The 12,562-nt window shown below is 67.9% G+C and carries 14 protein-coding genes; 13 read left to right on the plus strand and 1 reads right to left on the minus strand.

Annotated elements, in window-relative coordinates; all coding sequences use genetic code 11:
- Positions 1 to 39: 39 nt before the first annotated feature.
- From EV643_RS25715 to EV643_RS25760, 11 genes are all read left to right on the plus strand, one after another.
- Entirely contained in the window at positions 40 to 606 is a 567-nt protein-coding gene (locus EV643_RS25715; RefSeq protein ID WP_133802707.1) for a DinB family protein, read from the plus strand.
- Between the two features lie 48 nt (positions 607 to 654).
- Positions 655 to 1,560 carry an RNA polymerase sigma-70 factor gene (locus EV643_RS25720; protein WP_133802708.1) on the plus strand — a complete coding sequence of 302 codons (906 nt, stop codon included), beginning with the start codon at positions 655 to 657 and terminating at the stop codon, positions 1,558 to 1,560.
- 18 nt (positions 1,561 to 1,578) lie between these two features.
- Complete coding sequence (locus EV643_RS25725; protein WP_133802709.1) at positions 1,579 to 2,400, plus strand: SDR family oxidoreductase; 822 nt, start codon at positions 1,579 to 1,581, stop codon at positions 2,398 to 2,400.
- Positions 2,401 to 2,523: 123 nt separating this feature from the next.
- Positions 2,524 to 3,687: a CaiB/BaiF CoA transferase family protein gene (locus EV643_RS25730; RefSeq protein WP_133802710.1), complete on the plus strand. Its 1,164-nt coding sequence runs from the start codon at positions 2,524 to 2,526 to the stop codon at positions 3,685 to 3,687.
- A gap of 13 nt (positions 3,688 to 3,700) precedes the next feature.
- Positions 3,701 to 4,843: an acyl-CoA dehydrogenase family protein gene (locus EV643_RS25735; RefSeq protein WP_133802711.1), complete on the plus strand. Its 1,143-nt coding sequence runs from the start codon at positions 3,701 to 3,703 to the stop codon at positions 4,841 to 4,843.
- A 94-nt stretch (positions 4,844 to 4,937) separates the two neighbouring features.
- Positions 4,938 to 5,258: an AAA family ATPase gene (locus EV643_RS45050; protein WP_202869752.1), complete on the plus strand. Its 321-nt coding sequence runs from the start codon at positions 4,938 to 4,940 to the stop codon at positions 5,256 to 5,258.
- A 44-nt stretch (positions 5,259 to 5,302) separates the two neighbouring features.
- The gene (locus tag EV643_RS25740) at positions 5,303 to 6,199 is read left to right on the plus strand and encodes an ATP-binding protein (protein ID WP_202869753.1); all 897 of its coding nucleotides are present in this window, start codon (positions 5,303 to 5,305) and stop codon (positions 6,197 to 6,199) included.
- 113 nt (positions 6,200 to 6,312) lie between these two features.
- Entirely contained in the window at positions 6,313 to 6,909 is a 597-nt protein-coding gene (locus EV643_RS25745) for a molybdopterin-dependent oxidoreductase (RefSeq protein ID WP_133802712.1), read from the plus strand.
- Positions 6,879 to 7,631, plus strand: coding sequence for a ferredoxin reductase (locus EV643_RS25750; RefSeq protein WP_133802713.1), 753 nt, complete (start codon positions 6,879 to 6,881; stop codon positions 7,629 to 7,631). Before EV643_RS25745 ends, EV643_RS25750 begins: the two co-directional genes overlap by 31 nt.
- Positions 7,628 to 7,903, plus strand: coding sequence for a DUF6510 family protein (locus tag EV643_RS25755; protein WP_133802714.1), 276 nt, complete (start codon positions 7,628 to 7,630; stop codon positions 7,901 to 7,903). Before EV643_RS25750 ends, EV643_RS25755 begins: the two co-directional genes overlap by 4 nt.
- Before the next feature lie 71 nt (positions 7,904 to 7,974).
- Complete coding sequence (locus EV643_RS25760; protein ID WP_133802715.1) at positions 7,975 to 8,244, plus strand: acylphosphatase; 270 nt, start codon at positions 7,975 to 7,977, stop codon at positions 8,242 to 8,244.
- 49 nt (positions 8,245 to 8,293) lie between these two features.
- Here EV643_RS25760 and EV643_RS25765 read toward each other — a convergent pair whose 3' ends face one another.
- Positions 8,294 to 9,082 carry a MerR family transcriptional regulator gene (locus tag EV643_RS25765; protein ID WP_238165798.1) on the minus strand — a complete coding sequence of 263 codons (789 nt, stop codon included), beginning with the start codon at positions 9,080 to 9,082 and terminating at the stop codon, positions 8,294 to 8,296.
- A gap of 87 nt (positions 9,083 to 9,169) precedes the next feature.
- On the opposite strand from EV643_RS25765, the gene EV643_RS25770 reads away from it, so the two are divergent.
- Together EV643_RS25770 and EV643_RS25775 are read left to right on the plus strand one after the other, a co-directional pair.
- Positions 9,170 to 10,396 (plus strand): acetyl-CoA C-acetyltransferase, encoded by a 1,227-nt coding sequence (locus EV643_RS25770; RefSeq protein WP_133802716.1) that lies wholly within the window; start codon positions 9,170 to 9,172, stop codon positions 10,394 to 10,396.
- On the plus strand, positions 10,393 to 12,534 hold the full coding sequence (locus EV643_RS25775; RefSeq protein ID WP_133802717.1) for a 3-hydroxyacyl-CoA dehydrogenase NAD-binding domain-containing protein: 2,142 nt from the start codon (positions 10,393 to 10,395) through the stop codon (positions 12,532 to 12,534). Before EV643_RS25770 ends, EV643_RS25775 begins: the two co-directional genes overlap by 4 nt.
- The last annotated feature ends 28 nt before the right edge of the window (positions 12,535 to 12,562 follow it).

Below are 12,562 nucleotides of genomic sequence, written 5' to 3' on the forward strand. Positions count from 1 at the left end.
CCTCTGGAACTGTCCGAGGGCTGCGTTAGCGTCGGCCGCATGACGGATCTCAAGGCGGAACTGCACAGCAAGCTCAAGGAGAGCCGGGCGGTGATCCTCTCGGACCTCGAAGGGCTGAGCGAGTACGACCTGCGCCGGCCGCTGGTGCCATCGGGGACGAACCTGCTCGGCCTGATCAAGCACCTCGCCGGGGTGGAGTACGTCTATCTCGGGACCAGTCTGGGCCGGCCGCCGGCGGAGAAGCTGGCCTGGGAGGAGGACGGCTCGGTCTGGGACGGGGCGGACATGTGGGCGCTGCCGTCGGAGACGAGCGAGTACCTGATCGGGTTGTACAAGCGGGCATGTGAGCATGGCAGCCGGACCGTCGACGAACTCGACCTGGACGCGCCCGCCGAAGTACCGCACTGGGCCGAAGGCCGCCGCAAGACCACGCTCGCCGTGCTGTTGATCCGGATGGTCGCCGAGTCCGCCCACCACGCCGGCCACATGGACATCGTCCGTGAGCTGATCGACGGCAAGGGCGGCTCCGACTCGGACTTCATGGACGAAGCAGCCTGGCGCGACTACCACGACAAGATCCAGCAGGCCGCCGACGCTTTCCGATGAGCTGAGAGGCCTGCGCCCGCTTGGTGAGCGCACTGCGAGGATGAGGGGGTGACGGCTGGGGCGCTGGAGTTGTTCGAGGAGCATCGCGGGCGGATGTTCGGGATCGCGTACCGGATGCTCGGCACGGTCACGGACGCCGACGAGGTGCTGCAGGACGCGTGGTTGCGGTGGCAGGGCGTGGATCATCGGGAGATCGCCGAGCCGTCCGCGTTTCTTGCCAAGACGGTCACCAATCTCTGCCTGAGCCAACTGACTTCGGCCCGTGCGCGCCGGGAGACCTACGTCGGTGAGTGGTTGCCGGAGCCGGTCCTGACCGGGGCTCCGGGACCGCTGGAAGTGGTTGCCGCCGGGGAGTCGGTGTCGTTCGCGCTGTTGCGGTTGCTCGAACGGCTCACGCCGGCCGAGCGGGCGGCGTACGTGCTGCGTGAGGCGTTCGGGTACTCGCATCGGGAGGTCGCCGAGCTGGTCGGTACGACGGAGATCAACGCACGGCAACTCCATTCACGAGCGCGCAAGCGGATCGCGGCCGGTGAGCAGGTGCGCCCCGTGGATGCGGCGCATTGGCGGAAGCTGGTCGAGCGGTTCCTCGCGGCCGCGCGTCTTGGGGATATCGCCGGCCTTGAAGCGCTGCTGGCTGATGACGTAGTTTCGCGGGCCGATGGTGGCGGCAAGGTGAATGCGGCTCGGCGGCCGGTACACGGTCGCGAGAAGGTCGCGAGGTACCTCGTCGGGGTGCTGGAGCGGTTCGGCGCGGGGATCCTGCCGTACTACGGGGAGGCGAACGGCGAGCCGGTGCTGGTCGCGGCGGATGCTGACGGGCTGCGCGCGATCTGCTTCTTCACGTTCTCCGGTGACGAGCTGGTCCGGCTGGAGCTGGTGATGAATCCGGACAAGTTGACGGTCGCCGCCGGGCAGTTGTCACGTTTGGGCGGGCTGCCCAGTCTGGGCTGGTGACCGAAAGGACACCATCCAATGCCAACCATCCTCGTCACCGGCGGCACGGGCACCCTCGGCCGCCCAACCGTCGCCCACCTCCGCGCCACCGGCAACCAGGTCCGCGTACTCAGCCGCAAGCCCGCCACCGACCCGACCGTCGCAGACCAGACCAGGGACGACAAGGCCGGCAGCGACAGGGCCGGCAGCGACCTGAGCGGCCGCGATCTGGTGATGGGTGACCTCGCCACGGGTGAAGGACTGACCGAGGCCGTCAAGGGTGCCGATGTCGTGGTTCATCTCGCCACCAGCCGGGGTCGCGGCGATGTCGCCCAGACGAAGAACCTGCTGCACGCCCTCGAGGGGACCGGCACGCATGTCGTGGTGGTCTCGATTGTCGGGGCCGACCGGATCCCGCTCGGGTACTACCGCGACAAGGTCGAGGTCGAACGCCTGGTCGCACGATCTGGGCTGCCGTTCACCATCCTGCGGGCGACCCAGTTCCACCAGTTGCCCGACGAGATCTTCAGCGCTCAGCGGTTCCTCCCCGTCCTGTTGGCTCCCGCGATCACCTTGCAGCCGATCGCCGTCGAGGACGTCGCCGCCCGCCTGACCGAGCTGGCGACGGGCGAGCCGGCCGGACGCGTCCCGGACATCGGCGGACCCGAACGCCTCTCCGTACCCGACCTGGCCCGCGCGTGGAAGCAGGCCAACCATTCGCGCCGACCGGTGGTCCCACTCAGACTCCCCGGGAAGGTCTTCCGCGGCTACGCATCGGGCGAGGCTCTCGTCCCCGGTACGCCGTACGGCCGCGGGACCTTCGCGGAGTTCCTCGTCGACCGCTATGGGGTGAACGCATGAGGACCGTGATCCGGACCGGCGTGCTGACCGTCGCCGCGATGACGGCCGGCGACTCCGCCTCTCCTACCCCGCCCGGCAAGGTGACTTGACGACTGTGACAGTGGGACTGTCACAATGGGGTGTATGGGTCCGCTGAGCGGGGTGAAGGTGGTTGAGCTGGCCGGGCTTGGCCCGGTGCCGTTTGCGTGCATGTTGCTGGCCGAGCTCGGTGCCGACGTGATCCGGGTGGATCGCCCCGGCGGCGGCCTGATGATGGGGCCGCCCGAGTACGAGCTGCTCAACAGGGGCCGCCGCAGCGTCGCGCTCGACCTGAAGCACCCGGCCGGCGCCGGCACCGTACTGCGACTCGCGGCCCAGGCCGACGTGTTGGTCGAGGGGTTCCGCCCCGGTGTCGCCGAGCGGCTGGGCCTCGGACCGGACGAGTGTCATGCGGTCAACCCCAAGCTCGTCTACGGCCGCATGACCGGATGGGGCCAGGACGGCCCCCTTGCCCAGACCGCCGGGCACGACATCGACTACCTCGCCCTCTCCGGCGCCCTCCACCTGATCGGCCGCGCAGGCGGACCACCCCAAGTCCCGGCGAACCTGCTCGGCGACTTCGCGGGCGGTTCCCTCTACCTCGTTATCGGCATCCTCGCCGCACTCGTCGAGGCCCGGGGGAGCGGACAGGGTCAGGTCGTCGACGCCGCGATCGTGGACGGCTCCGCGCATCTCACGACGATGCTGCTCGGCGCACTCGCCGCCGGCACCTGGAAGCAGGAGCGAGGGACCAACCTGCTCGACACCGGCGCGCCGCATTACGACGTCTACGAAACGGCCGACGGCAAACATATGGCCGTCGGCGCCCTGGAGCCCCAGTTCTACGACGAGCTGATCCAACGGCTCGACCTCAACCCGCCGGATCGCAACGACCTGGCGAACTGGCCCGATCTCCGCAAGGTCCTGACCGAGACCTTCGCCCAGCGGACCCAGGCCGAGTGGACCGAGCTCTTCGACGGCTCGGACGCGTGCGTCGCACCCGTCCTCCCACTGGCCGGCGACCACCCGCATCTCGTTGCCCGCGGCATCTTCATCGAGAAGGACGGCATCCGCCAGGCGGCGCCGGCGCCACGGTTCTCCCGGACCCCATCGGCGCTGGGCGAACCACCCGCACGACCCGGCCGGCACACCCGCGAGGCCTTGACCGACTGGGGCATCCCCGACGTCGACGAACTGCTCCGCACCGGCGCCGCAGTACAGGACACCGGCGACGCAGTACAGGACACCGGCGACGCCGTACAGAACTGAGAAGGGACAACCCGTGCACCGTCACCTCTTCGATGCCGACCACGATGCCTTCCGCGAGACGGTGCGCGCCTTCTGCGACAAGGAGATCGTGCCGCACCATGAGAGCTGGGAGGAGGCCGGCATCGTGCCGCGGGAGCTGTGGGCCGCTGCGGGCGCCGCCGGTCTGCTCGGGTTCATGATGCCGCCCGAGTACGGCGGGGGCGGGGTTCGCGACTTCCGGTTCAACGCGGTGCTGATCGAGGAGCTCACCCGGGCGCAGGCGAGTGGGGTCGGGTTCACGATCCACACCGACATCAACTCGGCGTACCTGCTCGACTACGCGACCGACGAGCAGAAGGCGCGGTGGCTGCCCAGGTTCTGCAGTGGCGAGACGATCAGCGCGATCGCGATGACCGAACCCGAGGCCGGGAGCGACCTGCAGGGAATCCGGACCACCGCGGTCCGGGACGGCGATCACTACCTGCTGAACGGGCAGAAGACGTTCATCTCCAACGGCATCCTGGCCGACCTGGTCGTCGTGGTCGCCAAGACCGATCCGGCCGCCGGCGCCCAGGGCATCTCGCTGCTGGTGGTGGAGCGGGGCATGCCCGGGTTCGAGCGCGGTCGCAACCTGGACAAGATCGGCCTCAAGGCACAGGACACCGCGGAACTGTTCTTCGACGATGTCCGGGTGCCGGCCGAGAACCTGCTCGGCGAAGAGGGTCAGGGCTTCGTCTACCTGATGGAGAAGCTGCCGCAGGAACGCCTGACGATCGCGGTGGTCGCCGCGGCCGCGTGTGAGCGGATCCTCGAGCAGACCCTGCGGTACGTGAAGGAGCGCAAGGCGTTCGGGCGGCCGATCGGGTCGTTCCAGAACAGCCGGTTCGTGCTCGCCGAGCTGGCCACCGAGACCCAGATCGCCCGGGTCTTCGTCGACCGCTGTATCGAGGAGCTGAACGCGGGCACCCTGACCGTCGCGGACGCCGCGATGGCGAAGTGGTGGACCACCGAACTGCAGAAGAAGGTCGTCGACCGGTGCCTGCAGTTGCACGGCGGCTACGGGTTCATGACCGAGTTCCCGATCGCCAAGGCCTACCTGGACACCCGGATCCAGACCATCTACGGCGGCACCACCGAGATCATGAAAGAGATCGTCGGCCGGAGCCTCGGAATCTGATCCGGCGAAACGCCCAGCATGGGCTCGGCAGATTGCCCATATCACCTTCGGCAGAACGCCCACATGATGCTGTGCCTGCGCCAATGTCGTCTGTATGCATGATGTGAATCTCTACTCTCGGCGTGCCGAACGCATGGCGTTCGAAGCTCTGGGTGACACCCGTGTCGTGGTACTGAACGGCGCTAGGCAAGTAGGCAAGAGCACGCTCGCCAAACTGATCGTCGATCGTTCACCCGGAGCACGCGAGCTGTATCTGGACGACCCCGCCGTCTCGGCTGCTGCCGAGGCCGACCCGAGTGCGTTCGTCAGGGATGAGGGATTGCTGTTGATCGACGAGATTCAGCGGGTCCCGGAGCTGCTCCTGCCCATCAAGAGCGAGGTCGACCGCGAAACTCGTTTGGACGGTTCCTGCTGACAGGATCGGCTCGTCTGCTCGGACTGCGTGATCTTCCTGATGCCTTGCCCGGTCGTAGCGAGACGATCGAACTTTGGCCGCTGTCACAGGGGGAGATCGATTCGACTCCGGACAGCTTTGTGGACGCGCTGTTCCAGCAAGACGGTGCAGTCACCGTGGAGCCGTCCGGGTTGACAAAGCGGGACTACGTGGCCAGGGCGCTGCGGGGCGGCTACCCCGAAGCGGTGCGACGGGATCCGGGTCGTCGGCGGGCTCGGTTCTTTGATTCCTATGTGACGGATCTTGTGACACGGGACGTCCGCCAGATCTCCGATATCGAACGGCCGGCCGAGCTGCGTCGACTGCTGAGCGTTGTCGCGGCCCGGATGGGAACCCTGGCTGTGGTCCAGTCGATCGCCAACGACGTGGGGTTGCCTCGGATGACGCTCTCCCGCTATCTGGACCTGCTGGAATTGGTGTTCGTGATCAGGCGAATACCGGCCTGGTCCTCGAACCTCACGAGCCGCGCGATCTCTACACCGAAACTGATCGTTACCGACTCCGGATTGGGAGGCAGGCTCATCGGTCTGTCCGAGGAACGAGCGAAGGATCCGACGGCGCTGGTCGGACCGCTTCTGGAGAACTTCGCCATTGGTGAAGTCGCGCGGCAGCTCACTTGGGCAGAAGAACCGGTCCAGCTCTTCCACTATCGCGACCGAGACAAGGTCGAGGTGGACATGGTCCTTGAACACGCCTCAGGCAGCGTGATTGGTATAGAGGTGAAAGCCGCCGAGACGGTTCGTCGTGACGATTTCCGAGGTCTACGGCATCTCGCGGACCGGCTCGGCGAGCGGTTCCGCCTAGGGGTCGTTCTCTACGCCGGAGAACAACAACTCCCCTTCGGAGACCGCCTGTCGGCGCTTCCGATGTCCGCGCTCTGGACCCTGGGTCCGGCTGGTTAGGGATCTACGGCGGCACCACCAAGATCATGAAAGAGATCGTCGGGAGAGCCATCGGAATCTGACCCGTTCGTGGTTGACTTCACCTCAGCGCTGCCAGTGTTGAGGAGGTCGGCATGGGGATCATCTCGCCGGGGTTCACCGGTCGTGGCCGTAGCGGGTCGGACCTACCGCCGGGGCAGTACCTGACTCAAGACTTCCCGGTCCTCTCGGCGGGGCCGACGCCGCACGTCCTCCCGGAGCACTGGGAGTTCACCATCGCGACCGAGAGCGGCGAGATGCATCGCTGGGACTGGGCCGCGTTCCAGCGACTGCCGGCCGAGGAGATCACCCGGGACCTGCACTGCGTTACCCGCTGGTCCAAGCTGGCGACGGACTGGAAGGGCGTCTCGCTCGACGCCTTGTTCGAGGACGTCGAGACCGCGGCCGACTTCGTGATGGCGCACAGCTACGGCGGTTACACCACCAACCTTCCGCTCGAGGACCTGCTCGACGGCCAGGCCTGGATTGCGTACCAGTACGACGGTGAGCCCCTCGCCGCGGAGCACGGTGGTCCGGCCCGGTTGCTGGTTCCGCACTTGTACCTGTGGAAGAGCGCGAAGTGGGTCCGCGGCCTGGTGCTGTCCGATACCGACGACCTTGGTTTCTGGGAGACCGCCGGCTATCACGAGTACGGAGATCCATGGAAAGAACAGCGCTACGCCGGCGACTGACGTGGCAGGTCGGCACCGTCACCGAAGTCCGGGATGAGACCGAGACGGCCCGGACGATCGTGCTCGACGCACCGGACTGGCCGGGACACCTGGCTGGGCAGCATGTCGATGTCCGGTTGACCGCCCCGGACGGATACCGCGCCTCCCGGTCGTACTCGATCTCGTCCGCCTGGACCGGCGAAGGTGTCGAGCTGACCGTCGAGCAGGTCCCAGATGGCGAGGTCTCGCCGTACCTGGTGGAGGTGCTCAAGGTCGGTGACCCGTTGGAGCTTCGCGGACCCGTCGGTGGCTGGTTCGTGTGGCGGCCCGAGCAGGCTGGCCCGATCCAGTTGATCGGCGGCGGCTCCGGGGTCGTGCCGCTGATGGCGATGCTGCGCGCCCACGGCACGGCCGCCAGTACGACGCCCGTCCGGCTCCTGTACTCCGTCCGTCGGCCGGCGTCCGTCATCTACGTGAAAGACCTGAAGGAGCTGGCCGCGTCGGAAGACGTCGACCTGACCTTCGTCTACACCCGGGAAGCACCTGCGGGGGAGCCACGCGTCGGCCGGATCGACGCCGCCTTGCTGCAGGCGAAGGCGTTCGCGCCGGCGGACGACCTGACGACGTACGTGTGCGGGCCGACGCCGTTCGTCGAGGCGGTCGCCGATCTGCTGGTGACCGGCGGGCACGATCCCGCCCGGGTGCGTACCGAACGCTTCGGACCAACTGGAGGACCGCGATGAGCGCCGATGTCCCGACGTACTTGGATGGAAATGCCGCAGCCGGAGCGTTGCGGGAGGTGTTCGCGGTGGACCTGACCGCCGCGATCGGCAAGTGCACAGGCTGTGGGCACTCGGCCGTCTTCGCCGAGGCGCACGTCTACGTGGACGCCCCGGGCATGGTCGCCCGCTGCCCAGGCTGCGACAACGTCCTCCTCCGAGTGGTCAGTACCCCCAACGACACCTACCTCGACCTCCGCGGCCTCACGTACCTCCGCATCTCCAACACCCCGTAGGTACGTCCTTACAGTCAGCTCATCGGTGCGGCTCTGATAGATCCGCAGTCCAGACACGGTAGAACGGTGAGGTGATCTGCCGTCGCGTCGTTGTGCACGGACTCGTCCAGGGGGTGTTCTTCCGGGACAGCTGCCGCCGGGAGGCCCAGGCGGCCGGGGTCGGCGGCTGGGTGCGGAATCGGCCGGACGGCACAGTCGAGGCGCTCTTCGAGGGACCCGAGGATGACGTCGAACGCATGCTGGACTGGGTTCGGCATGGGCCGGCTTACGCCCGGGTCGAGCGGGTCGACGTCGTGGAGGAGCCACCGAGCGGCCACACCGGCTTCGTCGTCACCCGCTAGCGGGCCGCTCCCGATGCGTCCTGGTCGAACTCAGTCGGCTGGCGGGTGGTTAGCGGCGGGGTGGTTTGGATTGGGAGCGGCGGATGGTGTCGCGTTGGGTTTCGCCGACGGCGCGTTCGTAGGCGAGAACCAGGCCCTGGATGGTGACCGGCTTGAACCGCTCGACCAGTTGCTGGATGTGTTCGGGCGGTCCGCCGGAGTCGCGGTAGTGCGGCCAGACCTTGGTGCGGAACACCTCGGTCAGCTCCTCGGCGATCGCGCGGCCGTGCTCGGTGAAGATCCGACCGGCCGCGAGCACCGCGTCCACCGGTAGGTCGAGGTCGAGCAGTTCGACCCCGAGGCTCAGGTGCGCCGTCGCCACCTGGAACACGTCCTCGTCCGGCGTCGGCTCAACCACACCCAGTGCCACGAGCATCTCGATGTCGTCGTCGGTCAGGTCGCGCCCGGTCCGCCGTACCAGCGTCGGCCGGTCGAGGGTCTCCGGGAGATCGCGCATCCACGGGGTCAGCAGGGTCCGGTGCAACGCGATGTCCTGCGGGCTCGCGTCGGGTGGGATCCGGTCGAGGTAGCCCTCGATCGCCGACAGCGTGAACCCGTGTGCCTGGAGTTCGCGGACCAGGTCCAGCCGGGCGATGTGCTCGGCGCCGTAGTACCCGACCCGGCCCCGGCGTACCGGCGGTGGGATCAGGCCGCGGCCGGCGTAGAAGCGCAGGGTCCGCACCGTCATGCCGACGCGCGCGGACAACTCGTCGACGGTCAGCGTCGCCTCACCCGCAGGCGGTTCGGCGTGCGGTTCGAATCTGGCTTCTGACCTTGCTTCGGCCCCCATATCCGGCATGGCGAAGATCATAGTGGGCCCCACTTGACCATCGTGACAGCGGAACTGTCACAATCGGAGGTGATCACCCCCGACGACGGGACCATCATGACCGCAGCAAGCGAAGCCTTCCTGTACGACGCGTTCCGGACGCCCCGCGGCAAGGGCAAGCCGACCGGCGCCCTGCACGAGGTGAAGCCGATCCAGCTGATCACCGGCCTGCTCACCGAGTTGCGTGCCAGACACCCCGAGCTCGATCCGACCGCGATCGACGACGTGGTGCTCGGTGTCGTCACCCCGATCGGCGACCAGGGCATGGACATCGCCCGGACCGCGGTCCTCGCGGCGGGCTACCCGGAGACCACCGGCGGGGTGCAGCTCAACCGCTTCTGCGCGTCCGGCCTGGAGGCGGTCAACCAGGCGGCTCAGCGGGTCCGGTCCGGCTGGGAGGACTTCATCCTCGCCGGCGGTGTCGAGTCGATGTCCCGGGTCCCGATGGCCTCCGACGGCGGTGCCTGGGCGATGGACCCGGAGACCGCGATGCAGACCAACTTCATCCCGCAGGGCATCAGCGCCGACCTGATCGCGACGCTCGACGGGTTCTCCCGCACCGACGTCGACGCGTACGCCGCGGAGTCGCACGCGCGGGCCGCGAAGGCCTGGGCCAACGGGTACTTCGGCCGCTCGGTGGTGCCGGTGCTCGACCGCAACGGGCTGCAGATCCTCGACCACGACCAGCTGGTCCGGCCGGGGACGACGGTGGAGACGCTGGCCGGGTTGCCGGCGTCGTTCGCGGCGATCGGTGAGCACGGCGGGTTCGACTCGGTCGCGCTGGAGAAGTACGTGACCGTCGAGCGGATCAACCACGTCCACCACGCGGGCAACTCGTCCGGCATCGTGGACGGCGCCGCCCTGGTTGCCATCGGCAACGAGAAGGCCGGTGAGGCGATCGGCCGGGCACCGCGGGGCCGGGTGGTCGCGACAGCGGTCAGCGGGACCGATCCGACCATCATGCTGACCGGTCCGGCGCCGGCCGCCCGGAAGGCGCTGGCCAAGGCCGGGCTGGAGGTGAGTGATATCGACCTGTTCGAGATGAACGAGGCGTTCGCCGCCGCGGTGCTGCACTTCATGGCCGATCTCGGCGTCCCACACGAGAAGGTGAACGTCAACGGCGGCGCGATCGCGCTCGGGCATCCGCTCGGCGCGACCGGCGCGATGCTGATCGGCACCTTGCTGGACGAGCTGGAGCGGCGCGAGCTCCGCTACGGTCTGGCCACCCTGTGCGTCGGCGGCGGGATGGGCGTCGCGACCATCATCGAGAGGCTGGCGGCATGATCTCCTGGGACCTCACCGACGGCGTCGTCATGCTGACCATGGACGACCCGGACGCGTCGGCGAACACGATGAACGACACCTACATCGCCGCGATGGCCGCGACCGTCGAGCGGCTGCAGGCCGAGAAGGACGCTCTGCGCGGTGTGATCATCACCAGTGCGAAGTCGACCTTCTTCGCCGGCGGCAACCTGCGGATGCTGTCGCAGATCCAGCCGTCCGACGCCGCGCAGGTGTTCGAAACGCTCGAAGAGGTGAAGCGCCAGCTCCGGGTGCTGGAGACCCTCGGCGTACCAGTGGTTGCCGCGATCAACGGATCCGCGTTGGGCGGCGGGCTGGAGATCGCGCTCGCCTGCCATCACCGGATCGTTGCCGACGACAACCGGATCGAGCTCGGTGTGCCGGAGGTGACGCTCGGCCTGCTGCCCGGTGGTGGCGGCGTCACTCGGACGGTCCGGATGCTCGGTCTGCAAGACGCACTGATGAAGGTGCTGCTCCAGGGCCAGCGGATGAAGCCGGCCAACGCGAAGTCTGTCGGCATCGTCGACGAGGTCGTGCCGGCGGATCAGCTGCTGACTCGGGCCCGGGAGTGGATCGATTCGTACGACGGTGACGCCAAGCAGCCATGGGACCGGGACGGCTACAAGATCCCCGGCGGTACCCCGTCGTCGCCGAAGCTGGCCGCGTTCCTCCCCGCCTTCCCGGCGAACCTGCGCAAGCAGCTGAAGGGCGCGCCGTACCCGGCTCCGAAGGCGATCATGAGCGCCGCGGTCGAGGGCAGCCAGGTCGATTTCGCCACCGCGAGCCGGATCGAGTCCCGGTACTTCGTGTCGCTGGCGACCGGCCAGATCGCGAAGAACATGATCAACGCGTTCTTCTTCGAACTGCAGGCCATCAACGCCGGCGCGTCCCGGCCCGCCGACGTCCCGCCGTACTCCGCTCGCAAGGTCGGTGTGCTCGGCGCGGGCATGATGGGCGCGGGGATCGCCTACGTCTGCGCGAAGGTCGGGATCGAGGTCGTACTCAAGGACGTCTCACTGGAGGCGGCCGAGAAGGGCAAGGCGTACTCGGAGAAGCTGCTCGCCAAGCAGATCCAGAAGGGCCGGTCGACACCGGCGCAGGCGGAGGAGTTCCTCAGCCGGATCACGCCGACCGCGGACCCGAACGAGCTGGCCGGCTGCGATCTCGTCATCGAGGCGGTGTTCGAAAGCGAGAAGCTGAAGCAGGACGTGTTCGCCGAGATTGCCGGTGTGGTCGAGCCGGACGCGCTGCTCTGCTCGAACACCTCGACGCTGCCGATCACCTCACTTGCCGACGGCATCGACCGGCCGGATGATTTCATCGGGATGCATTTCTTCTCACCGGTCGACCGGATGCAGTTGGTCGAGCTGATCGTCGGGGAGAAGACGTCGGACCGGACGCTGGCGAAGGCGTACGACGTGGTCCGGCAGATCAAGAAGACGCCGATCGTGGTGAACGACAGCCGCGGCTTCTTCACCTCACGGGTCTTCGGCACGCTGGTGATGGAGGGTGCCGCGATGGTCGCCGAGGGTTTGGATCCGGTGACGATCGAGCGGGCCGCGACCCAGATGGGGTTCCCGGCGCCACCGTTGGCGATGCTGGACGAGGTCACGTTGACGCTGCCGCAGAAGATCCGGGACGCTGCGCGGGCCGCGGGTGACAGGGCGGGCGCCTTCGACGACCACCCGGGGATGGCTGTTGCGGATCGGCTGGTGAACGAGTTCGACCGGAAGGGGAAGGCGGCCGGCGCCGGTTTCTACGAGTATCCGGCTGATGGGCAGAAGCACTTGTGGCCCGGTCTGTGGGAACACTTCGTCTCGGCCGAGACCGGCGTACCGTTCGTGGATCTGCAGGAGCGGATGACGTTCGCGATGGCGCTGGAGACGGTGAAGTGCCTCGACGAAGGTGTGCTGCGGTCGGTCGCGGACGCCAACATCGGGTCGATCTTCGGGATCGGGTTCCCGCCGCTGCACGGTGGCGCTGTGCAGTACGTCAACGCGTACGCGGGCGGTCTGCCGGGCTTCGTCGCCCGGACGCGGGAGCTGGCGGCGGCGTACGGGGCACGCTTCGAACCACCGGCGCTGCTGGTCCGCAAGGCGGAGGCCGGCGAGACGTTCTGACCTGAACCCGCGGCGGATCAGCTTCCGC

The sequence above is a fragment of the Kribbella caucasensis genome, assembly GCF_004361855.1.
Lineage (GTDB): Bacteria > Actinomycetota > Actinomycetes > Propionibacteriales > Kribbellaceae > Kribbella > Kribbella caucasensis.

What these genes read in the sequence shown, in the direction of transcription:
- EV643_RS25715 (WP_133802707.1), top strand. Translation starts at nt 40, where the DNA reads ATGACGGATCTCAAGGCGGAACTGCACAGCAAGCTCAAGGAGAGCCGG.
- EV643_RS25725 (WP_133802709.1), top strand. Translation starts at nt 1,579, where the DNA reads ATGCCAACCATCCTCGTCACCGGCGGCACGGGCACCCTCGGCCGCCCA.
- EV643_RS25730 (WP_133802710.1), top strand. Translation starts at nt 2,524, where the DNA reads ATGGGTCCGCTGAGCGGGGTGAAGGTGGTTGAGCTGGCCGGGCTTGGC.
- EV643_RS45050 (WP_202869752.1), top strand. Translation starts at nt 4,938, where the DNA reads ATGCATGATGTGAATCTCTACTCTCGGCGTGCCGAACGCATGGCGTTC.
- EV643_RS25745 (WP_133802712.1), top strand. Translation starts at nt 6,313, where the DNA reads ATGGGGATCATCTCGCCGGGGTTCACCGGTCGTGGCCGTAGCGGGTCG.
- EV643_RS25750 (WP_133802713.1), top strand. Translation starts at nt 6,879, where the DNA reads ATGGAAAGAACAGCGCTACGCCGGCGACTGACGTGGCAGGTCGGCACC.
- EV643_RS25755 (WP_133802714.1), top strand. Translation starts at nt 7,628, where the DNA reads ATGAGCGCCGATGTCCCGACGTACTTGGATGGAAATGCCGCAGCCGGA.
- EV643_RS25765 (WP_238165798.1), bottom strand. Translation starts at nt 9,082, where the DNA reads ATGCCGGATATGGGGGCCGAAGCAAGGTCAGAAGCCAGATTCGAACCG.
- EV643_RS25770 (WP_133802716.1), top strand. Translation starts at nt 9,170, where the DNA reads ATGACCGCAGCAAGCGAAGCCTTCCTGTACGACGCGTTCCGGACGCCC.
- EV643_RS25775 (WP_133802717.1), top strand. Translation starts at nt 10,393, where the DNA reads ATGATCTCCTGGGACCTCACCGACGGCGTCGTCATGCTGACCATGGAC.